25 protein-coding genes are annotated in these 22,398 nt (G+C 66.8%); 17 read left to right on the top strand and 8 right to left on the bottom strand.

Annotation, left to right across the window (positions count from 1 at the left end; translation table 11 throughout):
* Nucleotides 1-181: 181 nt before the first annotated feature.
* The 12 genes from GGQ61_RS09050 to GGQ61_RS08995 are packed head-to-tail and all read left to right on the top strand — an operon-like array spanning nt 182 to nt 9,890.
* Nucleotides 182-2,092, top strand: coding sequence for a methyl-accepting chemotaxis protein (locus tag GGQ61_RS09050; RefSeq protein WP_343056095.1), 1,911 nt, complete (start codon nt 182-184; stop codon nt 2,090-2,092).
* 36 nt (nt 2,093-2,128) lie between these two features.
* Nucleotides 2,129-2,410, top strand: coding sequence for an STAS domain-containing protein (locus GGQ61_RS09045; protein ID WP_183771692.1), 282 nt, complete (start codon nt 2,129-2,131; stop codon nt 2,408-2,410).
* 10 nt (nt 2,411-2,420) lie between these two features.
* Nucleotides 2,421-2,786 (top strand): response regulator, encoded by a 366-nt coding sequence (locus GGQ61_RS09040; protein WP_056017186.1) that lies wholly within the window; start codon nt 2,421-2,423, stop codon nt 2,784-2,786.
* Between the two features lie 27 nt (nt 2,787-2,813).
* The gene (locus tag GGQ61_RS09035; protein WP_183771690.1) at nt 2,814-5,141 is read left to right on the top strand and encodes a chemotaxis protein CheA; all 2,328 of its coding nucleotides are present in this window, start codon (nt 2,814-2,816) and stop codon (nt 5,139-5,141) included.
* Nucleotides 5,142-5,143: 2 nt separating this feature from the next.
* Entirely contained in the window at nt 5,144-5,614 is a 471-nt protein-coding gene (locus GGQ61_RS09030) for a chemotaxis protein CheW (RefSeq protein WP_183772442.1), read from the top strand.
* Nucleotides 5,611-6,492, top strand: coding sequence for a CheR family methyltransferase (locus GGQ61_RS09025; RefSeq protein ID WP_183771688.1), 882 nt, complete (start codon nt 5,611-5,613; stop codon nt 6,490-6,492). Before GGQ61_RS09030 ends, GGQ61_RS09025 begins: the two co-directional genes overlap by 4 nt.
* Entirely contained in the window at nt 6,489-7,526 is a 1,038-nt protein-coding gene (locus GGQ61_RS09020) for a protein-glutamate methylesterase/protein-glutamine glutaminase (protein WP_183771687.1), read from the top strand. The genes GGQ61_RS09025 and GGQ61_RS09020 overlap by 4 nt, the downstream gene beginning before the upstream one ends.
* On the top strand, nt 7,526-7,915 hold the full coding sequence (locus tag GGQ61_RS09015; RefSeq protein WP_183771685.1) for a response regulator: 390 nt from the start codon (nt 7,526-7,528) through the stop codon (nt 7,913-7,915). Before GGQ61_RS09020 ends, GGQ61_RS09015 begins: the two co-directional genes overlap by 1 nt.
* A complete protein-coding gene (locus GGQ61_RS09010; RefSeq protein WP_183771683.1) occupies nt 7,912-8,472 on the top strand; it encodes a chemotaxis protein CheD in 561 nt (186 codons plus the stop codon). The genes GGQ61_RS09015 and GGQ61_RS09010 overlap by 4 nt, the downstream gene beginning before the upstream one ends.
* On the top strand, nt 8,472-8,837 hold the full coding sequence (locus GGQ61_RS09005; protein ID WP_183771681.1) for a hypothetical protein: 366 nt from the start codon (nt 8,472-8,474) through the stop codon (nt 8,835-8,837). The genes GGQ61_RS09010 and GGQ61_RS09005 overlap by 1 nt, the downstream gene beginning before the upstream one ends.
* Nucleotides 8,838-8,847: 10 nt before the next feature.
* Entirely contained in the window at nt 8,848-9,444 is a 597-nt protein-coding gene (locus GGQ61_RS09000) for a response regulator (protein ID WP_183771679.1), read from the top strand.
* Nucleotides 9,441-9,890, top strand: coding sequence for a hypothetical protein (locus tag GGQ61_RS08995; protein ID WP_183771677.1), 450 nt, complete (start codon nt 9,441-9,443; stop codon nt 9,888-9,890). The genes GGQ61_RS09000 and GGQ61_RS08995 overlap by 4 nt, the downstream gene beginning before the upstream one ends.
* A 14-nt stretch (nt 9,891-9,904) precedes the next feature.
* On the opposite strand, the gene GGQ61_RS08990 is transcribed toward GGQ61_RS08995, so the two are convergent.
* The 3 genes from GGQ61_RS08990 to GGQ61_RS08980 all read right to left on the bottom strand — a co-directional run bounded on the left by GGQ61_RS08990 (nt 9,905) and on the right by GGQ61_RS08980 (nt 12,525).
* The gene (locus GGQ61_RS08990; protein ID WP_183771675.1) at nt 9,905-10,378 is read right to left on the bottom strand and encodes a hypothetical protein; all 474 of its coding nucleotides are present in this window, start codon (nt 10,376-10,378) and stop codon (nt 9,905-9,907) included.
* Nucleotides 10,375-10,977 carry a response regulator gene (locus tag GGQ61_RS08985; RefSeq protein ID WP_183771673.1) on the bottom strand — a complete coding sequence of 201 codons (603 nt, stop codon included), beginning with the start codon at nt 10,975-10,977 and terminating at the stop codon, nt 10,375-10,377. Before GGQ61_RS08985 ends, GGQ61_RS08990 begins: the two co-directional genes overlap by 4 nt.
* A gap of 93 nt (nt 10,978-11,070) precedes the next feature.
* Nucleotides 11,071-12,525, bottom strand: a complete 1,455-nt coding sequence (locus GGQ61_RS08980; RefSeq protein WP_183771671.1) for a CehA/McbA family metallohydrolase — start codon at nt 12,523-12,525, stop codon at nt 11,071-11,073.
* A gap of 109 nt (nt 12,526-12,634) precedes the next feature.
* On the opposite strand from GGQ61_RS08980, the gene GGQ61_RS08975 reads away from it, so the two are divergent.
* Nucleotides 12,635-13,765, top strand: coding sequence for a zinc-binding dehydrogenase (locus tag GGQ61_RS08975; protein ID WP_183771669.1), 1,131 nt, complete (start codon nt 12,635-12,637; stop codon nt 13,763-13,765).
* 73 nt (nt 13,766-13,838) lie between these two features.
* Here the strand turns inward: GGQ61_RS08975 and GGQ61_RS08970 are convergent, their stop codons facing one another.
* Together GGQ61_RS08970 and GGQ61_RS08965 are read right to left on the bottom strand one after the other, a co-directional pair.
* Nucleotides 13,839-14,978 carry a thiolase C-terminal domain-containing protein gene (locus tag GGQ61_RS08970; RefSeq protein ID WP_183771667.1) on the bottom strand — a complete coding sequence of 380 codons (1,140 nt, stop codon included), beginning with the start codon at nt 14,976-14,978 and terminating at the stop codon, nt 13,839-13,841.
* 13 nt (nt 14,979-14,991) lie between these two features.
* Nucleotides 14,992-15,384, bottom strand: coding sequence for a Zn-ribbon domain-containing OB-fold protein (locus tag GGQ61_RS08965; protein WP_221220928.1), 393 nt, complete (start codon nt 15,382-15,384; stop codon nt 14,992-14,994).
* Between the two features lie 129 nt (nt 15,385-15,513).
* Here GGQ61_RS08965 and GGQ61_RS08960 point away from each other — a divergent pair, with 129 nt between their 5' ends.
* The gene (locus GGQ61_RS08960; RefSeq protein ID WP_183771663.1) at nt 15,514-15,948 is read left to right on the top strand and encodes a DUF1810 domain-containing protein; all 435 of its coding nucleotides are present in this window, start codon (nt 15,514-15,516) and stop codon (nt 15,946-15,948) included.
* On the opposite strand, the gene GGQ61_RS08955 is transcribed toward GGQ61_RS08960, so the two are convergent.
* The 3 genes from GGQ61_RS08955 to GGQ61_RS08945 are packed head-to-tail and all read right to left on the bottom strand — an operon-like array spanning nt 15,937 to nt 18,661.
* Nucleotides 15,937-16,356, bottom strand: a complete 420-nt coding sequence (locus GGQ61_RS08955) for a hypothetical protein (protein WP_183771661.1) — start codon at nt 16,354-16,356, stop codon at nt 15,937-15,939. The genes GGQ61_RS08960 and GGQ61_RS08955 overlap by 12 nt on opposite strands.
* Entirely contained in the window at nt 16,353-17,372 is a 1,020-nt protein-coding gene (locus GGQ61_RS08950; RefSeq protein ID WP_183771659.1) for a phosphotransferase family protein, read from the bottom strand. Before GGQ61_RS08950 ends, GGQ61_RS08955 begins: the two co-directional genes overlap by 4 nt.
* Before the next feature lie 8 nt (nt 17,373-17,380).
* Nucleotides 17,381-18,661: a cytochrome P450 gene (locus GGQ61_RS08945; RefSeq protein WP_183771657.1), complete on the bottom strand. Its 1,281-nt coding sequence runs from the start codon at nt 18,659-18,661 to the stop codon at nt 17,381-17,383.
* 183 nt (nt 18,662-18,844) lie between these two features.
* On the opposite strand from GGQ61_RS08945, the gene GGQ61_RS08940 reads away from it, so the two are divergent.
* From GGQ61_RS08940 to GGQ61_RS08930, 3 genes are all read left to right on the top strand, one after another.
* Nucleotides 18,845-19,927, top strand: coding sequence for an Rv3169 family protein (locus tag GGQ61_RS08940; protein ID WP_183771655.1), 1,083 nt, complete (start codon nt 18,845-18,847; stop codon nt 19,925-19,927).
* Nucleotides 19,928-20,076: 149 nt separating this feature from the next.
* Entirely contained in the window at nt 20,077-21,039 is a 963-nt protein-coding gene (locus GGQ61_RS08935) for an AAA family ATPase (protein WP_246370593.1), read from the top strand.
* A 4-nt stretch (nt 21,040-21,043) separates the two neighbouring features.
* Nucleotides 21,044-22,396 (top strand): VWA domain-containing protein, encoded by a 1,353-nt coding sequence (locus GGQ61_RS08930; RefSeq protein WP_183771653.1) that lies wholly within the window; start codon nt 21,044-21,046, stop codon nt 22,394-22,396.
* The last annotated feature ends 2 nt before the right edge of the window (nt 22,397-22,398 follow it).

Raw genomic sequence — 22,398 nt, 5'->3', positions numbered from 1 at the left:
AGGAGAATAGTGCACGTCGCAGGCGACTATCTTTCGTATTATTGAGAACAATGTTCTCCAAGTGTAGAACCGGTAAGGTCGGCTCTGCAACTTCTTGGATCTGGTACGGAAAATCAGCCTGGGGCGCGCTCGCCTCGTGTCGCGCTGTCTGCGATGCGGTCTGAACCCTGGGGACGGCCTCGTGTTTCTCGACAACCTGAAGATCTCCCGCAAGCTGGCCCTGGGCTTCGCTGCGGTGGTGCTCACCATGGCCGGCATGGGCGGCGCGATGATGGTCAACCTGCGCACGCTCGACCACGCCCGAGAACAGATCACCGAAAGCCGCGAGGTGCTGTCAGCCCTCGACGAGGCCAAGTTCTTCATGACCCGGCAGGAGAACAGCTATCGCGGCTATCTGCTGTCGAAGAGCGACTACTATGTCGAGCGGGTGAACAAGCACCGGGCGAACTTCAAGAAGCGCCTGGATGCAGCACGCGCAGGTCTCGCCGATTCCCCGGAGCTCGCCTCCAAGATCGACACCGCCTCGGCGTCGGCTGACCGCTGGTACGCCGAGATCTTCGAGGCCGGGGTCAAGCTCGCCTCGGATCCGGCCACGATCGACCAGGCCATCGCCATGGTGGGCCCGGACGGGGCCGCCGACTCGGTGATCGCACCCGCCGAAGACGCGATGGACGCCGTTCAGGCGGCGATGAACGAAGAGATGGCCCGGCTACAGGCGCAGCAGGTCAAGGCGTCGGCCACCGCGACCGCCAGCCTGGCGATCGGCCTGACCCTGGCGGTGCTGATCGCCATCGGCCTCGGCTGGATGCTGAGCAAGATGATCGCCGCTCCGGTCACCGCCATGACTGCCGCCATGCGCCGCCTGGCGCAGGGCGACTTCACCGCCATCGTCCCGGCGATGGACCGCAAGGACGAGGTCGGCCAGATGGCGCAGGCCGTGGCGGTCTTCAAGGAAGCCGGCATCGAGAAGCTGCGCCTCGAAGGCCAGACCGCCGAGCAGCGCGCGGCCGCCGAGGCGGAGCGCCGCGCCCGCGAAGAGGAGAAGGCCCGCAAGGCCGAGGAAGACGCCATCGCCATCGGCGCCCTCGCCGAGGCTCTGGGCAAACTGGCCCACGGCGACCTGACCCACCGCATCACCGCTCCGTTCTCTCCGGACGCAGAACAGCTGAAGACCGACTTCAACGCCGCGATGGTCCAGCTCCAAGACGCCATGAAGGTGGTCATCGCCAACGTCCAGGGCATCAAGAGCGGCGCCGGCGAAATCAGCATCGCCGCCGACGACCTGTCCCGCCGCACCGAGCAGCAGGCCGCCAGCCTGGAAGAGACCGCCGCCGCGCTCGACGAGATCACCGCGACCGTCAACAAGACCGCCAGCGGAGCTAGGACCTGCAGCGACGTTGTGCTGGGCGCCCGCGGTGACGCCCAGAAGAGCGGCGAAGTGGTGCGGCAAGCCGTCGCGGCGATGAGCGAAATCGAACAATCGGCGCAACAGATCAGCCAGATCATCGGCGTCATCGACGAGATCGCCTTCCAGACCAACCTGCTGGCCCTGAACGCCGGCGTCGAAGCGGCCCGTGCGGGTGAGGCCGGCCGGGGCTTTGCGGTCGTCGCCTCGGAAGTGCGGGCCCTGGCTCAGCGCTCGGCCGAAGCGGCCAAGGAAATCAAGGCATTGATCAGCGCCTCGAGCCAGCAGGTCGGACAGGGCGTGCACCTGGTCGGCGAAACCGGCGAGGCCCTGCAGCGCATCGTCAGCCGTGTCGCTGAGATCGACGAGCTGGTCTCCGAGATCGCGGCCAGCGCCCAGGAGCAGGCAGTCGGTCTGCAACAGGTCAACACCGCTGTTAACCAAATGGATCAGGTCACGCAGCAGAATGCCGCCATGGTCGAGGAATCGACGGCGGCGAGCCATGCCCTGGCGGGTGAGGCCGAGGCCCTCTCCGGGTCCGTCGCGCGGTTCAACATCGGCCAGGTGCAGGCCGCTCCGGTCGGACGTCGTCCGGCCGCCGCCAGCACGCAGATGCGACGGTCGAGCCGTGACGGCTCAGCGCTCCGCAAGCCGGAGCCCGAGGCCGACGGTTGGGAAGAATTCTAAGGCGGCGCAGCACGCGGCCGCTTGGGGGGAGTGAAGATGACGACGTCGACGGCGCCCGCCGTAGTCAGCCTGCAGCCGATCCTGGACCTGCAGGCGGCCGAGCCGCTGCGGGCCGAATTGATGGCCCTACGCGGCCGCCCCCTGAGCCTTGACGCCTCGCAGGTCACGCGCCTCGGCGGGCTCTGCCTGCAAGTTTTGATGTCGGCGCGCAAAATCTGGGCCGAGGACGGCCTTAGCTTAACTGTGGATCAACCGTCTTCGGGCTTTTCAGAGCAATTGGCTGCGTTCGGCGCGCCCGAGCTGCAATTCGAGTCCTAGGGGGATTCTCGTGAGCAAAACCGTCCTGACGATCGACGATAGCCGCACCATGCGGGAAATGCTGAACCACGCCCTGGTTCAGGCCGGATACACCGTGATCCAGGCCGTAGACGGCGTGGAAGGCCTGGAAGTCCTGCAGGCCAACGGCGCCGACGTCGTCATCACCGACATCAACATGCCTCGCCTCGACGGCTTTGGCGTGATCGAGGGCGTGCGAGCCAATCCCGATCACCGCGCCACGCCGATCCTGGTCCTGACCACGGAAAGCGACGCGGCCAAGAAGGAGCGGGCCCGCGCGGCCGGCGCCACCGGCTGGATCGTGAAGCCCTTCAATCCGGTGAAGCTGGTCGAAGCCGTCCGCCGGGTCGCCGCCTAAATCTTCCCACCCAACCGGAGCGTTCCGTTGGATCCGTTCGAGAGCATCAAGCAGACCTTCTTCCAGGAGTGCGACGAGCTCCTGACCGACGCCGAGCAGGGTCTGCTGGCCATGGAGGCCGGCGACGCGGACAGTGAAACCATCAACGCGGTGTTCCGGGCGGTGCACTCCGTCAAGGGCGGCGCCGGGGCTTTCGGCCTGGAAGACCTGATCCGCTTCGCCCACGTCTTCGAGACGGTGATGGACGATCTGCGCTCGGGGAAGATGGAGCTGACCGACGAGGTCGCCAAAACCCTGCTGCGCGCCTTCGACGTGCTGGCCGACCATGTCGCCGCCGCGCGCGACGGCACGACCGTCGACGAGGCCCGCTCGGCGGGCATGCTCTCCGAACTCAAGTCGCTGATCGGCGAAGACGGCCTGGCCGACGACGGCGACCTGGGCGACGATGAGGACTTCGGCTTCGTGCCGATGGCGGTCTCGATCGACGACGACGCTGGCGCGCCGGCCATGGATTTCGACCTGCCCACGCCAGTGGCGCTGGAGCCGGAGCCCGCCGCCGCGGGCGGCGCCTGGATCATCCAGTTCGCCCCCAAGACCGAGATGTACGCCAAGGCCAACGAGGCCGGGCTGCTGCTGCGCGAACTGGCCCGCCTGGGCGAAACGCAAGTGACGCTGGACGACAGCGACCTGCCGCCGCTGGACCAGATCGCGGCCGAGAGCGCCTACCTGCGCTGGACGATCCGCCTGACCACCGAGCAGGACGAAGCCTCGATCCGCGAGGTGTTCGAGTTCGTCGAGGACGACTGCATCCTGTCGATCGTCCGCGAGGGCGGCGACGAGCCGGCCCCCAAGGCCGACGTGCCGATGAGCGACGACGACCTGGCCAAGGCCAGCGCCGAAGCGCCCCTGGATTTGGCCGCCCTGCTGGCCCGCGTGTCCGGCGACGCGCCCGCCGCCGCGGCCGAGCCCGAACCGATTCCTGAGCCGGTCGCCGAGCCCCCGCCCGAGCCGGCCGCCGACATGGACGTCGCCGCGCTGATCGCCCGCGCCCAGGCCGAACCCGTCCCGCCGCCCGCCGCGCCGGCTGTCGCCCCCGCTGCGGCGAAGGCGGCGGCGCCCGCGAACACCAACGCCCCGGCCGCGCCGGCCCAGGCGACGATCCGGGTCGACCTCGACCGCGTCGACCGCCTGATCAACGCCGTCGGCGAACTGGTCATCCAACAGGCCATGCTGTCCCAGCGCGTGCTGGAGAGCGGCCTGGCCCGCTCGTCGAACGTGGTGCTCGGCCTCGAGGACCTCGAACTGCTGACCCGGGAAATCCAGGACAGCGTCATGGCCATCCGCGCACAGCCGGTGAAGAGCGTGTTCCAGCGCATGCCGCGCCTGGTTCGCGAAGTCGCCGACATGGTCGGCAAGCGCGTGCGCCTGGTCATGGAAGGCGAAGGCACCGAGGTCGACAAGACCGTCATCGAGCGGTTGACCGACCCGATCACTCACATGCTGCGCAACGCCATCGACCACGGGTTGGAAACGCCCGAAGGCCGGGCGGAAGCGGGCAAGCCGGCCGAAGGCGTCGTGCATATGCGCGCCCTGCACCGCGGCGGCCGCATCGTCATCGAGATCCAGGACGACGGTCGCGGCATCAATCGCCAGCGCGTGCGCGGCATCGCCATCGACAAGGGCCTTATCTCCGAGGACGCGGTGCTGTCGGACGAAGAGACCGACAACCTGATCTTCCTTCCCGGCTTCTCCACCGCCGAGACCATCTCCGACATTTCCGGCCGTGGCGTCGGCATGGACGTGGTGCGTCGGTCGATCCAGGGCCTCGGTGGCCGCATCTCGATCTCATCCGAGCCCGGCAAGGGCTCGAAGTTCACTATGTCGCTCCCGCTGACCCTGGCGGTGCTGGACGGCATGGTGGTGACCGCCGCCGAGCAGACCCTGGTCGCGCCGCTGTCGGCCATCGTCGAGAGCCTGACCCCGCGCCCCGAAGACGTGCACTATGTCGGCGGCAAGGACGCGGTGATCCGTATCCGTGACACCTTCGTGCCGCTCATCGACGTCGGCGTGTCGCTGGGTTTCCGCGACGGACCGATGGAAGCCGGCCAGGGCGTGGCGATCCTGGTCGAAAGCGAGGGCGGCGGTAAGGCGGCCCTGCTCGTCGACGCCATCCAGGGCCAGCGCCAGGTGGTGATCAAGAGCCTGGAAGCCAACTACCAGCAGATCGACGGCATCGCCGCGGCGACCATCCTGGGCGACGGCCGCGTCGCCCTGATCCTCGACGTCGACGCCCTTGTGACCACTCAGCACCGGCGCAAGCCGGCGCCGCGTAGCGAAAAGCGAATGGCCGGATGAGCATGACTGACCCGATGACCCATGCCGCGGCCGGCGCGCGCCGCGAACTGATCGCCTTCCGCATCGCCGAGCAGGAATTCTGCGTCGACATCATGCAGGTGCGCGAGATCCGCGGCTGGACCCCGGCCACGCCCCTCCCCCGCACGCCGTCCTACATGAAGGGCGTCATCAATCTGCGCGGCGCGGTGCTGCCGATCGTCGACCTGGGCGCGCGCCTGGGCCTGACAACCAGCGAGCCGAGCGCCCGCCACGTGATCATGGTCGTCAATGTCGGCGGCCGCACGCTCGGCCTACTGGTCGAGGCGGTCAGCGACATCATCAACGTCAGCGATGACATGGTGCAGCCGACGCCGGACGTGGCCTGCGACCAGGTGAAGACCTTCGTGAAGGGCCTGTTCGCTATCGACGGGCGCATGGTCAGCCTGATCTCGCTCGACCGCGTCCTGCCCGAGACCGAGGCGGAGGCCGCATGACGAGCCCAGTCGATACGCGCGCCAGGGGCGGCGCCGCGGCCGGACTGGTCGAAGGCGAGTTCCTGTTCACCGAGGACGATTTCAAGAAAATCGCCAACATTCTGCACAGCCACGCCGGGATCGCCCTGGCCGAGGGCAAGGCCGCGCTGGTCTATTCGCGCCTGGCAAAGCGCCTGCGCTCGCTGGGCATGCGCTCGTTCCGCGAATACTGCAGCCTGATCGAGGGACAGCAGGGCGTCGACGAGCGCCAGGCCATGATGGCGGCGCTGACCACCAACGTGACGCGCTACTTCCGCGAGCCGCACCACTTCGACCACCTGCGCGAAGTCGTGATGCCCAAGCTGGCCGAGACGGCCCGCCGCGGCGGCCGCGTGCGCCTGTGGTCGGCGGCCTGCTCGAACGGTCAGGAGCCCTACTCCATGGCCATCACGGTGCTCAGCGCCCTGCCGGAAGCTGCGAACCTCGACGTCAAGATCCTGGCCACCGACATCGATCCGAACATGATCGCCGAGGGCAAGGCGGGCGTGTACCGCGAGGACGCCGTCGCCCCGGTGCCGCTGGACCTACGCCGCAAGTGGTTCAAGAAGGCCGGCTCGGGCTGGGAAGTCGCCGACGAACTGCGCGAACTGGTGGCGTTCCGCGAGCTGAACCTGATCGGCGACTGGCCGATGAAGGGCAAGTTCGACGTCATCTTCTGCCGCAACGTGGTGATCTACTTCGACGAACCGACCCAGGAGCGGATCTGGAGCCGCTTTGCGCCGGTGCTCGTTCCCGGCGGGACGCTCTACATCGGCCATTCCGAACGCGTGTCCGGACCGGCCGCCAGCCAGTTCGAGACCACCGGTTTGACCACCTATGCCCTGCGAGGCGGCCGATGAGCGTCGGAGTCCTCGTCGTCGACGATAGCGCCACCATGCGCGGCCTGATCGCCGCGGCGCTGAAGCGTGATCCTGAGATCGAGGTCCTCGGCTTCGCCAACGACCCGCTGGAAGCCCGCGAGCAGATCAAGAAGCTCAATCCTGATGTCGTCACCCTCGACATCGAGATGCCGAAGATGAACGGCCTGGAATTCCTGGAAAAGATCATGCGCCTGCGGCCGACGCCGGTCGTCATGGTCTCGACCCTGACCCAGGCCGGCGCGGACGTAACCCTCGAGGCGCTTGAGCTCGGCGCCGTCGACTGCGTGGGCAAGCCGGTGGGCGGCGTCACCGCCCAGGAAGCGTTCAACGACCTCACCGCCAAGGTGAAGGCCGCCGCCCGCGCAAGGGTAAAGCCGTACAACGGCCCGACCACGCCGGTGGAACGCGACGGCGACTACCGCGCCTCCGATGCGATCCTGGCGATCGGCTCGTCGACCGGCGGGGTCGAAGCGTTGATGACGATCCTGTCGACCTTCCCCGAGACCTGCCCGCCGACCGTGATCACCCAGCACATGCCGGCGACCTTCACCAAGAGCTTCGCCGCGCGCCTGGACCGTATCTCCGGCGCCCACGTGACCGAGGCCCGCGACGGCGACCGTCTCCAGCCCGGTCGCGTCTACATCGCCCCCGGCGGCGACCTGCACATGGAAGTCATGTCGGCCTCGCATCCGGTGATCCGGATGCGCGCGGGCGAGCCGGTCAACGGCCACCGCCCCTCGGTCGATGTGCTGTTCGAGTCGGTCGCCAAGCTGAACCGCCATGCGGTCGGGGCGATCCTGACCGGCATGGGCCGGGACGGCGCCGCCGGCCTGCTGGCCATGCGTAAGGCCGGGGCCCGCACCCTGGGTCAGGACGAGCCCTCGTGCGTGGTCTACGGCATGCCGCGCGTCGCCTTCGAAATGGGCGCCGTCGAGAAGCAGGTCGGCCTTTCGCGAATGGGCCCCGCCATCTTGAACCTCTGCTCCGCCGCAGACATCCATAGGAGCGCCTGATGCCCGCCGCCGCCAGCATCAAGACACTGATCGTCGATGATCAGCAGACCATGCGCTCGCTCATCCGCACGAGCCTTAACGCCCTGGGCATCGCTCAGACCCGCGAAGCGCCGGACGGCGAGGAAGCGCTGCGTCAGCTGATCGCCGCGCCGGCCAACCTGGTGATCACCGATTTCAACATGCCCAAGCTCGACGGCCTGGGCCTGTTGCGGGCGATCCGCGCCCATGGTCCGACCTCCAAGACCGCGGTGATCATGCTCACTGGGCGCGCAGACCGCGAACTCGTGCAGCGCGCGGTGCAATTCGGTGTGAACAACTACCTGGTGAAGCCCTTCACCACACAGACGCTCAAAGAAAAAATCGAAGCGGTGTTCGGTCCCCTGACATGATCGTCGAGAACGTCTCTGGACGGCCGGGAAAACGGATCCATGTGGTGCAGGGCGAGCACCACATCTCCAGCGATCCCGATGTCATGCTCACTACGATCCTCGGATCGTGCGTGGCGGTGTGCATGCGCGATCCGAAGACCGGCGTCGGCGGCATGAATCACTTCCTCCTGCCGAGCGGCAAGGCGGAGGGCCTGGACGAAGGCCGCCGCTACGGCGCTTACGCCATGGAGCTGCTGATCAACGAACTGCTGCGCTCAGGCGCACGTCGCGATCGCCTGGAGGCCAAACTGTTCGGCGGGGCCCGCATGTTCGGCGGCCTGTCGGACGTCGGCGCCTCGAACGCCGCCTTTGCGGAAAAATTTCTGCGCGACGAAGGCATTCCGGTTGTTGGCTCCAGCCTGGGCGGCCTGGCCGCGCGCCGGGTGCAGTACTGGCCGACCACCGGCCGGGCGCAACAGCGGACCGTCACTGATAACGCGGAGCTAACCCGTCTGCGCGAACCTGTAGCGCGGGTCCCTGCGCCAGTGGAGGACGAAGGGTCCGTGGAGCTGTTCTGATGAGCCAATCCGCGATCGTGCGCACCCCCGAGGTGCTCGCCTCCATAGCCCAGGAGTTGGAGCACGCCGGCGAGCTGTGCGACCGCCTGGAGACCCTGGTGACCCAGCTTGTTCGCGCCAGCCGCGGCGAGCCGCTGGCCATCGCCCTGCACGAGGCCCAGACTCTTGACGTGCTGACCCAACACCTGGCGGCCCTGGCCAACTTCACTCGCAAGCTGTCGGCCCAGGCAGAGAGCGACGCCTACGATCTCACCGACGCCGTCGCCGGCGTCACTCTCGGCGACCTCGCCAACCGGCTGGCGCGGGTGACGCGCGACGGGCCCGCGCGGGCGGCGGCCGACGCCGGGGACCTCGACCTCTTCTAGGCGCTCGCCAATGGCCCTCGATCCCAAGATCCGGATCAATCTCGACCGATCGGTGGTCCTGCTGGTCGAAGCGAATTCGCAGGCCATGGACGCGCTGACCGCCATGTTCCGCGGGTTCGGCGTGCGTAAGCAGTTCAAAGCCGCCAGCGGCGCCGAAGCCATGCACATCGTCAAGACGCAAGAACTCGACCTGATCGTCGCCGATTCGCACATGTCCGACATGGACGGCTACGACTTCGTTCGCTGGCTTCGCCGCGAAGGCCCCGACGGTGCGCGCTTCACGCCGGTGATCATGCTGACGGGACACGCAGCCCGGAGCATGGTCGAGAAGAGCCGCGACTCCGGCGCAAACTTCGTCGTCTCGCGGCCGTTTACGCCGGAAATCCTGCTCCAGCGGGTGTTCTGGGTGGCCAAGGACGAGAGGCAGATGGTGGTCGCGGAGGGCTATGTCGGCCCGGACCGCCGCTTCAAGAACATGGGTCCACCGCTCGGCATAAAAGGCCGCCGTAAGGACGATCTCTCCACGCACGTCGGGGCCGCGACGGATCCCAACATGGATCAGTCTGACATCGACATGCTGCTGAAACCGATGAAGGCGCAACTGTGAGCGAAGCTGAATTCGTCAAGGTCAAGTACCGCTTGACCGAACAGGTCGCCCGTCCGGGCGGCATGACCGCGGGCCTCGCCAACGAGCGCGCGCAACGCGAACTGGCCGCCCATGCCGGCGATGCGATGAAGTCGCTCGGCAACATGATCGGACGGCTGGAGGCGATGAACCGCGAGAAGTCGGTGTCGCTGGACACGGTATACGAGGAAGCCTCGACCATCCTCGACATCGCCGGCCTGTTCGACAAGCGCACGCTCTGTGACGCCTGCTACAGCCTCTGCGAGCTCGTCGATCGCCAGCGGACGCACGGGAGGCAGGACTGGGCCAGCATCGGCGTCCACGTCAGCGCCCTGCGCCTGCTATGGACCAAGGATGGTCAGGACCCGGACTCGCTGAAATCGGTGGTCGACGGGCTCTGGTCGATCACGGACCGGCTGGCGCCCTAAGGCGCCGCCCTTCCCTATTCCGGCTTAGCGTAGCGCTGGCTGACCTTGCGCAGCCCGGCCAGGATCGCCTGCGTGCCGGCCGCATCGGCCGCGCCCTCGGTCTGCAGCAGCAGCCGGCAGGCGCGCAGGTGCACCGCCACGGCGTTGGCGTCCCACCGCTGCTGGCTCTTCAGATAGTCCAGCAGGTCCGAAAGGCTGATGAGGGCCGTGTCGATGGCCACCAGGCCGCAGACGCTGGGCACCCCGATCGGCTTGGCGACGACGTCGTAGAGTTCGCCGGTCAGGGCCGCGTCGTAATCGCTCCCCGCCCGTCCCGCGCAAGCCTCTGCCTGATCGAGCATGGTGGTCAGCTCGGCGAGACATTCGTTCTTAAGGCTCGCGAGGCCCGCGCCGGCGCGTTGCACCGCCTCGGCGACGGGCAGCCCGCCGGGCGTGCGCAACAGCTTCGCCAGCTTGACCGGCGGGGTATGGATACGAACCGAGCTCATAGTTCCACCCGTCTTGTTTTCATCAGGCTGTCGATGACTTCCTGATCCATGTTGGGGCTCTGCGCCTCGCCGATGTCGCCTTGCAGGTCGTCGCGGCGCCGACCGGTCATGCCTGCCGGCACGCCGTCGTTCTTGAAGCGCCGGTCAGGCCCGACATAGGTGTCGCATTCCACGAACCGCCGGCCCTCGCGGGCGATCCAGATGATGCGCTCCAGCACGGCGATCGGTGTGAGCGGCTTGGCCATGATGAAGTGCGCGCCGCAGTCCCGGGCCTTCTGCACGGCGTGGCTGGGCGTGTGGCCGGCGGTCAGCAGCACCGGCGCATAGCAGTTCGGCTCGATCTTGCTCGACCGCAACCAGCTGACGAAATCATAACCCTCGCCTCCTGCGCCCAAGGCGTCGCAGACGATGAGGTCGATCTCGACCTTCGAGATCACGTCTTTCGCTTCCTCGACCTTTTCGCAGCGATGCAGCGTCTTGACCCCGAAGCCGGTGAGAATCTGCACGAGAATGCTCATGCCCATGGGGGATTCATCGAGCACCAGCACCGAAGCGCGCTCGAGATTGAAGCGGGCGCGGGATTCCGGACTAAGACCCATACTGTTTCCGGGCAGCGAGCGATTGGACCGACCCTACGGCGATCAGGGTTAATAAGTATTTCCAGGGTCAGCCGTGCGGCGAGCCGCCACACCCTAGGGTCGCAGATAGACCGGGTTGCCCAGCAGGATCAGCTTGCCGTCCGGACCGAGCACATCGACCCGCAGCCAACGCGCCGCACCGTCGGCGGTGAACGCGACTCTCAGTCGCTGATCGACCTTACTGATCGTCAGGTCGCCGGGCGCCGCCAGGCCCTTGGCGTCGCCAGCCAAGCGGACACGCCCGCCAGCGCCCCCCACCACGCGAATCTCGATCTCGACCTTGCGCCCGGCCGGCGCGGCGAGGACATCGCCCATCTGCGCAACGTCCGCCCCGCTCACGGCCCGGACTTCGAGCAGCCGGTCTGCGGTCCCGACGACATCGACGAACACATGCCCGCTCCGGATGGCTTCGAGAATGGCGCTCTGGCTGCGCTCGGGCGCGCGAACCACCGTGGTCGGCACGCCGACGGCCGGCGCCTTGACCGGGTCGAGGCCGGCGTCGTGGTTATCCGAGCCGCCGACGGCGGTGATGCGCCGCCCTTCGTCGAGCCGCGCCTCCCAGAAGGCCAGACCTGACAGAGGTCCCTCGGCGAAGCCGCCGTTGATCACCTCGATCGCCTCGACGGCGGCGTAGTCCATGTCCGGCGCAGTCCAGCCGCAGCCCATGCAGAACTCGCCCGACGGCAAGCCGGGGTGGTTGATCGAAAAGAGGCCGCCGGCCTTCCGCGCCTGCGCCTGGATGTCGGCCATGCGGGGGAGCTGAAAGTCGATGAAGTCGGTTGGGCCGAAGACGTTGGCGTGGCCGTGGAAGGTGGTGATCTCGCGGCCTGCCACCACCAGCAGGTCGTCGAAGTATGGCGCGAGTTCGCGCAGCGCGTCGAAATGCGACGTCGTGTTGTGGTCGGTCACCGCCACGAAATCGAGGCCGCGTGCGGCGGCCGCCTCCAGCGTCTTGAACACCGGGCACGGGATCCGCGCGCCCTTTCGCGACAGACAAGAGCCGTCGCTATGGGCGGTATGCACATGCAGGTCGCCACGCCACCAGCGCTCGCCTTGCGCCTGCACCACGGGCGAGAAATCAGGCGGCGCGCCGGCGCGGTCGAGCCAGATCCGGGCGAGATACTCCGCGCGAGCGCCCTTGCGGATGTTCGGCGCCCCCAGGATCAGCGTCCAGGTCCCGGGCGTCAGCGGCCCGGCGAGGTACGACGGGGTGGCGTCGGTCTTCGCCAAGGTAAAGCTCGACTTGTTCCCGCCGCTCCAGCCGCGGAAGCCCTCCGGGTCGCGCAGGCCGAGGTCGATGACCGACTTCTGCGCCTTGCCGGTGTATTCGAATTCGACGGTCAGCCGCTCGGTCCCCGGCGGGACCTTGAATGGAATCCCGACATAGGTCTGGTGCGCGGCAGAAGTCAGCGCTCCGCTCAGGGTCAGATCAGGCGCGCGCGCGGGCTGCGCCTGCGCGGCGCTCGCCAGCGCCGCGGCCATCACCAAGGCTGGCAAGGTTCGCTTCATCAGATTTCCGCATAGCACGCGCAAATTTACGACCGATCGTGCGTTTTTCGTTGCCGTAACGGCGCCCTGTCCATAGTTACGACGTAAGTAAAATCCAACGGAGACGGGTATGGAAACGAGCCTGCAACTGCGTTCGCTGGTCAAGTCGAGCGGCGAACTGGAACTGTCCCTGGCGCGCGTGCCGGTGCCGCAACCGGCCGCCGACGAGGTGCTGGTTCGGATCGAAGGCGCCCCGATCAATCCCTCCGACCTCGGCCTCCTGCTCGGTCCGGTCGATGTCTCGGCCGCCAAGGCCACGGGCTCGGGCGCCGACACCGTCGTCACCTTCCCGGTGCCGCAACAGTTCCTGCGGGCGCTGAAGGCCCGCCTCGACGATTCGATGCCGGTCGGCAATGAAGGCGCAGGCGTGGTCGTCGCGGCCGGCGACTCGCCGGAGGCGAAGGCCCTGCTCGGCAAGACCGTCGCCATCCTCGGGGGCGCCACCTACGCCCAGCACCGCATCGCCAAGGCCGCCGAAGTCCTGGAACTGCCCTCCGACGCGACAGCCGCCGACGGCGCCTCGTGCTTCGTCAACCCGCTGACCGCGCTCAGCATGGTCGAGGTCATGCGCCGTGAAGGTCACACGGCCCTGGTGCACACTGCCGCCGCCTCGAACCTGGGCCAGATGCTGAACAAGATCTGCCTCAAGGACGGCGTGGCCCTGGTTAACATCGTCCGCAGCCAGGAGCAGGCCGACCTGCTGCGCGGCATCGGCGCCAAGCATGTGGTCGACTCGACCGCGCCCGACTTCATCGACGCCCTGACCGACGCCATCGACGAGACCGGCGCGACGCTCGCCTTCGACGCCATTGGCGGCGGCAAGCTGGCCTCGCAGATCCTCTCGGCCATGGAAGTCGCGGCCAACCGTAAGGCGACCGTCTACAGCCGCTACGGCTCGTCGACCTACAAGCAGGTCTACATCTATGGCGGCCTGGACACGCGCCCGACCGAACTGGCTCGCAACTTCGGCCTGTCTTGGGGCGTGAACGGCTGGCTGCTGACGCCCTTCCTGGCCAAGATCGGCGCCGAAGAAGCCGGCAAGCTGCGCGCCCGCGTGGCGGCCGAACTGAAGACCACCTTCGCCAGCCACTACACCGCCGAGCTGTCGCTCGCCGAGGTGCTGCAGCCGGAAACCATCGCCGCCTACGCCCGCAAGGCGACCGGGGAGAAGTACCTGATCAACCCGAACAAGAACGTCTGACGCATAAAAAATGCTGCACCCACGCCTTGCAGCATGGGTGCAGCATGAACTGCGGTAAGCCGCTGTTTCTAGATTACTTCTCGTTCGTGAAGATCACCGTTCCGGACGAAGCGAACATGCCGCCTACGCCGTGACAGACGCTGATCTTCGCGCCTTCGACCTGAGCCGCGGCAGTGCCGCGCATCTGGCGAACGCTCTCCTGCAGGGCGTACATCCCGTACATCCCCGAGTGCATGTAGGAGAGACCCCCACCGTTGGTGTTCAGGGGCAGCTTTCCCCCGATGGCGGTGTTGCGCTCGCGGATGAAGTCCTTGGCCTCGCCCGGCTTTACGAAGCCAAGGTCCTCAAGGCCGTAGAGCGGGAGGTGCGCGAAGGCGTCGTAGATCATCAAGTGATCGACGTCGGAGTGCTTGATCCCCGCTTCGTCGAACGCCTTCTTGCCCGAGATTTTGAACGCGGTTGACGACGTGAAGTCGTACATCTGCGAGACCATCGGGGTCTCGACGCTCTCGCCCGTGCCCAGCACGTAGACGGGCTTGTTCGGGAAGTCCTTGGCCCGGTCCGCGCTGGTCAGAATCAGCGCGCCGCCGCCGTCGGTGACGAGGCAGCACATCAGCATGCGATACGGCCAGGCGATCATCGGCGAGTTCAGCACGTCGTCGACGGTGATCGGATCCTTGAAGCTGGCGCGCGGATTCTTTGCGGCCCACTCACGCTGGATGACCGCCACCATGGCCAGGTCTTCCTCGGTCACGCCGTAGGTCTTCATGTAGCGAAGCACCGGCACCGTGAACATCGTCGGCGGGCCGACCGGACCGAACGGCATTTCGAACTGGCCCATCAGACTCGAGGGCGCGCGCGCGAAACCGCCGGCGCCGACCCGGGAACGGCCCGATTCGCCGTGGGTGATCAGGATCGTCTTCGCATGGCCCGCCGCGATCGCCGCCGCCGCGTGGCGAACGTGCAGCATGAACGAGCAGCCGCCCACTGACGTGCCGTCGGCATAGGTCGGCTTGATGCCGAGATAGTGGGCCAGTTCGACCGGGCTGATGCCGGCGGTGGCGACGCCGTCGATGTCGGCCGGCGTCAGGCCGGCGTCGGCCATGGCGTTTAGCGCCGCATCGGCGTGGAGGCCGATCACGGACACGTCCGGAATCTTGCCCATCTTCGTGGTTTCCGCGGCCCCGACGACCGCGACGGAATTCTTTTGCATGGTCTGTGCGCCCTTACGACTTGGCCGGCTGGAAGAAGGGCAGCGAGATGGTGTCGCTGAACTTTTCGAAAACGACCTCGAGCGGCATGTCAAGGACCAGGGCTTCAGGCGTTTGCGGGCAGCCGACGATGTTGGTCATCATGGTCGGGCCTTCTTCGAGCTTCACCACCGCGATGGCGTAAGGCTCGGTCCCCATGTCGGGGCGGGGACGATGGTTGATCACATAGGACCACAGCACGGCCTTGCCGCTGGCCTTGAAGACCTCGACGTCGCGCGAACCGGTCTTCGGGCAGAACGGCCGCGGCGGGAAATAGGCTTCGCCGGTGGCCTTGTTGCGTTGCAGGAGCAGTTCGCCCCGGGCCGCCCCATCCCAGAAATGCTGGGTCTCGGGCGTGGGTTCAGGCAAGATTCTCGCCATCTTGAAATTCGTCCCCAATCAAAATTCGACGTTTGGAAATTGGCCCGCCCGACGACGGGCGCGGCAGCAAAGCCCGATACGGCGCTGTTGTCGATGCTGACGCTAAGGGAAACTTCGATGTCCGATCCTTTCGACCTCGCCCGTTTCCTCGAGGCCCAGGCGCCCGTGATCGCCGTGGCGCGCGCTGAGATGGCCGCCGGACGCAAGCGATCGCACTGGATGTGGTTCGTGTTTCCGCAGATCGCAGGCCTGGGTTCGAGCGCCATGGCCCAGCGCTACGCCATTGGTTCCACCGCGGAAGCGGAGGCTTATCTCGACCATCCGGTGCTCGGCTCGCGGCTGCGCGACCTGACCGAACTGGCCAACGAAGCCGCGGGCTCTGCGCGCGAAGTGTTCGGCGCGCCCGACGACCTGAAGTTCCGATCCTGCATGACGCTGTTCAACGCCGTCGCGCCGGACGAGACGCCTTTCCGCACCGCGCTCGCCCGTTTCTTCGGCGGCGAGCGCGACGAGGTCACCCTGGAGATTCTGGATCGCAGCTCAGACCGGTGACGAGGCCAGCTTGCGCCGTTCGGTGGACGCCACGAGTTCGGCCCAGATCGCCGCCTGCAGGTCCGTAGCGCCCTTCGCCTCGGCCTGCGCCTGCAGCTCGATCAGCGCTGCGCGCAGCGTATCGTTGCCGGCCTTCAGCGCCGACAGCCGCAGGTCGGCGTCGTCGCCGGCTGCGAGGACCGCAAGGTCGAGGCCGACCTCTTCTCCCCTCGCCAGCAGCGGGCGGATGGCGCGATTCTCGGCGACGAGACGCGCGGCCATGCCGTCCCAGACCTCGGCGGCGACGCCGAGCAGGGCCGCCGACAGGCCGAGCGAACTGGCCCGGTCGGCGGGATGGACGTCCGGCATAGCATTGCGGACGCTGAGCCCAGCGAGTTCGGCCAACACAGCGGGAACGGGCGGGTTCATAGGCGTCCCATCACTTGCAGGGTGGCGCGGTCCTGGGCGTTCTGCAGCAGCCAGGGCGGATAGACCATGATCGGCTCGCGGTTGCCGCCGTCGATCCAGACGCGGGCCGAGGAGATCCAGATCGCCTGGCCCTTCACGCAGTTGAACAGCTCCCACCAATGCAGCGCGGCGCGGTCGGCCGTAAGGCCGCTGGCCCGCTCCCAGATGGCGATCGCTTCCTCGCGCGGCAGCAGGCCGCCGGCCTTGCCCTGGCCGAACGACCAGACCGGATTGAAGCTCCAGCCGAGGTCCTCCAGCGGGTCGCCCAGATGGCACATCTCCCAGTCGAGAATGCCGTGGATGCCGCCGGCCTCGTCGTAGAGGAAGTTGCCGGTCCGGTAGTCGCCGTGCACCACCGAAAGCTTCTGGGCCGGCGGCGGTGGATTGGCGCGCAGCCAGCGGATCGCCGCACGGGTGATCGGCAGCGGCTCGGATTCGTCGCGATCGAGCAAGTTCTCCCAATAGCTGAGCTCGCGATCCCAGCAGGCGTCCGACGCGACCGGCGCCATCACTTGCGTGAGGCCCAGGGCGACCGGATCGGCCTTGGCGATCTCTCCGAGGATCGTCCATTTGCGCTCGCCCAGTCGCCCAAGCGTCGCCGCATAGGGCGGGCCGAACAGCATCATCGGCGAGGCCTGGAAGCCGGCGATCTCCTCGGCGATGAAGAACGGATGATCGAGGGCGCCGTCCTCTTCCTCAAGCCAAAGCATCTCGGGCACGGGTACGGCGCTGCCGTAGAAGGCGCGATAGGCTTCGAACTCGATACGCCGCTCGGTCTCGATCAGCGAGGCCGGCGGGTCGCGGCGCAGGATCAGCTTGCGCTCGCGCGCCGCGCCATCCTCGTTCCACAGCAGCTTAAAACGATAGGTCTCGCGCGAAGCGCCGCCCGAGATACGAGACAGGTCTTGCACCGCCACATCACGCGCGCCGGGCATGCGGGCGGCGATGTAGGCGGCCAGACGGGGTTCCAACGCCATACTTAGACTCAGTGCATCTGGAAGCGGATCGGCAGGGTCTTGGGCCCGTTGACGAAAGTCGCCAGGCTCTGCTTGGGCTCGCCGTTCAGCTCGACGGACTTGATGCGCGGCAGCATTTCCTCCCAGAGGATCCGCATCTCCATCTTCGCCAGGTGCTGACCCAGGCAGAGGTGGGCGCCGTAACCGAAGGCCAGGTGCTTGTTGGGCTTGCGATCGACCTTGAACGCCGCGGCGTCATCGAACACCTCTTCGTCGCGGTTGCCCGAGGCGTAGCAGAGCATCATCCAGTCGTCCTTGGCGAGCTGGCGGCCGGCGAACTCAGTCGGTTCGGTGGCCGTGCGCATGAAGGTCTTTACCGGCGTGATCCAGCGGATGCTCTCGTCCACCAGGCTGGGGATCAGCGAGGGATCGGCCTTCACCTTGGCGAACTCGCCCGGATTGGCCGCCAGCCCCCAGAGCGCGCCGGCGGTCGACGACGAGGTCGTGTCGTGCCCGGCGGTGGCGACGATCATGTAGTAGCTGATCGCCTCCAACTCGGAGATCGGCTGTCCGTCGATCGTCGAATTGGCGATCACCGAGGCGACGTCGTCGCGCGGGTTGGCCCGGCGGTCGGCCGAGACCTTGTTGAAGTAGGTGTAGAAGTCGGCGATCACCCCGTCGCGCATCAGGGACTCGAAGTCCCGCTGCTTGCCGCCGTCGCGAGCCAGCTCCGGATCGGTGGCGCCGAACAGCTCCTGCGTCAGGGTCAGCATCCGGGGCTCGTCCTCCTCCGGCACCCCCAGGATCTCCATGATCACGTGCAACGGATAGCCGAGCGCGACGTCACGGACGAAGTCGCACTCGCCGCCGGTCGCCGCCATCTTGTCGACCGCGCGGCGCGCGATGCCGCGGATTCGGTCCTCCAGGCCCTTGATGTTGGTCGGCATGAACCAGGACTGGGTCAGGGCGCGGTACTTCGGATGATCGGGCGCATCCATCTGCACGAGGCTGCGGACCAGATGCGGGCTGCCGCCCATCATCGCGCGCACCGCGGTGTCTGCGGCCTTGTTTGTAATGACGGTGGCCTTGTCGCCGTTGTGGAACAGCGCATTCTGGCGGCTGATCTCCAGGATGTCGGCATGCTTGGTCGCCACCCAGAAGGGGTCGAAACCCTCGATCTCGGCCAGCCCAAAGGGATTGTTGGCGCGAAGCCAGGCATAGGTGTCGTGAATACGGCCGTCCGCATAGGCGGCAGGGTCAACCAGGTTGGCCGCGTATTCGTCGGGTATGCGCGCGTTGCTTGTGCTCATCTCTCCTGAGCGCTCGTTGCTGGCTTACGCCCCGTAACCTTACGTGGCGTCAGCAAAAAGCGTCCTCCCTTGTCTTGTTATCTTTGTTCACTTGATAATGCCGCAGATGGCGACGTCGCAATACCGTCAATCGGCAAAGACATGATCGCCCGCAGTTCACGAGTGTCTGGGAGGACGCCACCGATGCTGACCAAGGCCGACGATTTTCCGATTCACCAGACGCCCGAGCCGATCGCCTACGCCGGGACCGACCGGAACTTCTACGATCGCTACTTCTTCAACGGCTATCAGCCGGACGGCACGGAGTTCTTCGCCATCGCTTTCGGGGTCTACCCGCAGCTGAACGTCGCCGACGCCCATTTCTCGGTGATCCGCGATGGGGTCGAACATTGCCTGCACGCCTCCAGGGTCATCAACATGGAGCGGATGGACCTGGCCTGCGGACCGATCTCCATCGAGGTCATCGAGCCGCTGCAGAAGCTGAAGGTGACGGTGGCGCCGTCGAACGGCTTCGCCGCCGAGATCGTCTTCGAGGGCCGATCTTTTCCGATCGAAGAGCCGCGCTTTATGCGCCGGATCGGGCCCCGCGCCTTCATGGACTATACCCGCCTGACTCAAAACGTGCGCTGCACCGGCTGGATCGAGGTCGACGGTGTGCGCAAGCAGCTGGCGGCCGGCACGGTCGGCACCCGCGACCGCTCCTGGGGCATCCGGCCGATCGGCGCGCCGGACCCGCAGCCGCCGGTCCCGACGACGCTCGGCGGCTTCTTCTGGCAGTGGACGCCGCTGAATTTCGCCGACCGCAGCATCTTCTTCCACGTCAACGCCGACCCGGAAGGGCGCCCCTGGAACACCCGCGCGGTGATCGCCCCGGACGGCGCCGGCCATGACGGCTTCTACGAAACCGAGGCGCCGACCATGGACGAGGTGTCGCTGATCTCCGGCACGCGCCACGCCAGCACCGGGACCCTGAACGTGCCGCTGGCCCAGGGCTCGGCCTCCATCCGCTTCAAGCCGTTCCTGACCTTCCTGATGCGCGGCATCGGCTATGGCGCGCCGAACTGGCGGCACGGAGGCTACAAGGGCGACCTTGTCGTCGAGCGCGAGGACATCGACTTGGCCGCCACCGACATGGGCAGCCCGGAGAACTGGCACATCCAGGCGCTCAGCCATGTGACGCTGACCCTGCCGGGAGAGGCGCCGGTACAGGGCCTGGGCGTCTTCGAGCAGCTGATCGCCGGGCCTTATCGCCCCTACGGCCTGTAAATCTCCGCCATCCGGCGAGCGCGGCCGGCGGTCGCGTCCTCCAACACCCGTTTGAACCAGCGCTTGCGTGCGGGGCCCCGCCCCTGCACACTCACGTTCATTGAAGATAGCCAGGCGCCATTTCGCGCGACTTTTGAAAGTTTGAGACTTTGACCGCTACCTCTCCCGCGGCGATTAAGGCCGCGCAACCGGACGTGCTGTCGTCCGTGGACGCCCTGATCGAAGGTCTGGCCAGCGTCGGCTATATCGCCTCGCGCCGCATCGCCACGGCCCTCTACATGGCCATCCACCTGCAAAAGCCGATCCTGGTCGAAGGCTCGGCCGGCGTGGGCAAGACCGAGCTGGCGCTGTCGACCGCCAAGCTGCTCGGCCAGCCCCTGATCCGCATGCAGTGCTACGAGGGCCTGGACGAGTCCAAGGCGCTTTACGAGTGGAAGTACGGCAAGCAGCTGCTTTACACCCAGATCCTCAAGGACCGAATGGGCGCCGCGCTCTCCGACGCGCAGGACATGGACGCCGCCATGGAACGCCTGCACGGCATCGGCGACCTGTTCTTCTCCGAGCCTTTCCTGGAACCGCGTCCGCTGATGAAGGCGCTGAAGGAAGACGACGGCTGCGTCCTGCTGATCGACGAAATCGACAAGTCCGACGAGGCCTTCGAAGCGTTCCTGTTGGAAGTGCTGTCGGCCTACCAGGTCTCGATCCCGGAGCTCGGCGTCATCGAGGCCAAGACCCCGCCGCTGGTGTTCCTGACCTCGAACAACATCCGCGACCTGGGCGACGCGCTGAAGCGCCGCTGCCTGCACCTGCACATCCCGCTGCCCGACGCCGACCTGGAACGGAAGATCGTCGCCAGCCGCGTGCCGGGCATCGAGCAGACTCTGACCACCAGCCTCGTGAACTTCGTGCAGTCGCTGCGCACGCTCGACCTGCGCAAGTCGCCGTCGATCTCCGAGACCGTCGACTGGGCCCGCGCGCTGATCCTGTTGAACGCCGACAGCCTCAATCCCGAGATCGTCCGCGACACGCTGAACGTGCTGCTGAAGTTCGAACCGGACATCGCCGCGGTGGAGCCGCAAATCTCCGAGCTGCTGCGCCGTCCGGCGGCCTGAGGCCATGCAGGGCGCTCTGGAGGACTTCTTCCGGGCCCTGCGGGCCGCGGATGTGAAGGTCTCGCCTGCCGAGGCCATCGACGCCCACCGCACGGTGGAGAAGGTCGGATTCGCCGATCGCGAACTGTTCAAGGACGCGTTGTGCGCGACTCTGGCCAAATCCTCGGACGAGGTGATCCGGTTCGACGAGACATTCGAGACCTTCTTCCGCCGCGACGAGATGGCCTTCGAGCCGCCGCCTCAGGGCGAAGGCGACCCGATGGAGGGGCTGCCGGAAGGGGCCGAGGAATCGGAGCTCGCCCGGATGCTGCTGGAGGGCGACGCCTCGGGTTTGGCGCAGGCCATGGAAGAGGCCGCCCAGCGGGCTCAGGTCTCACAGATCCGGCTGACCACCCAACGCTCGCGCCTGACCCGGCGTTTGCTGGAGGAGATGGGCCTCGCCGAGATCGAGTCGATCATCTCCAACGCCCGCAAGCTGGAAAGCGGCGGCGAGGCGGCCGATCGGCTGGAGGCCGGCAAGCGCCGGCTGGCTCAAGAAGCCCAGCGCTACGTCGAGCGCCAGCACGAGCTTTACGCCTCAGGCTCGGGCAAGATGCTCCGCGAGGAGATGCTGGCCCGCAAGGCGCTGAACGCCGAAGGCGGCATCGATCCGATCGACCAGGCGATGATGCAGGCGCTGGTCAAGAAGATGGCCAAGCGCCTGGCCGACCGCTACTCGCGCCGGCGCAATCGCGCCCGCAAGGGGCACATGGATATCCGCCGCACGCTGCGGAAGTCGATGCCCTATGGCGGCATGCCGTTCGAGATCGTCTGGAAGACCGAGAAGATCGACAAGCCGTCGATCATCTGCATCTGCGACGTGTCAAAGTCGGTGGCCGCCGCCGCCCAGTTCCTGCTGACCTTCCTCTACTCACTCAATGAGGTGGTCGACCGGATGGAGGCCTATGCCTTCTCGGGCCGGCTGATCAGCGTCAACGACATCCTCGACGACGAGCACGTCGATGGGGCGATCTTCCAGGTGCTGCGCAAGATCGGCTTCCAGCAGACCGACTACGGCAAATCGCTCGAGGACTTCTGCGAGAACCACCTGGACCGGGTCGACCGGCACACCACCGTCATTTTCCTGGGAGACGGACGGTCGAATTATGCCGATCCGCGGCTCGATCTGATGGCCACGATCCACAATCGCGCCCGTTCGGTCATCTGGCTGAACCCCGAGCCCGAGAGCTATTGGACCCAGGGCGACAGCGTCATGCACCGCTACGAGCGCTTCTGCCACGTGGCCAAGACCTGTAACACGCTGGGCCAGCTGGAGCGGATCATTGAGGACGTGCTGCGGACCTACGTCCCGCACTAGCC

It is taken from the genome of Phenylobacterium haematophilum (genome assembly GCF_014196295.1).
GTDB lineage: Bacteria > Pseudomonadota > Alphaproteobacteria > Caulobacterales > Caulobacteraceae > Phenylobacterium > Phenylobacterium haematophilum.
This window is presented reverse-complemented; position numbering and strand designations above follow the sequence as displayed.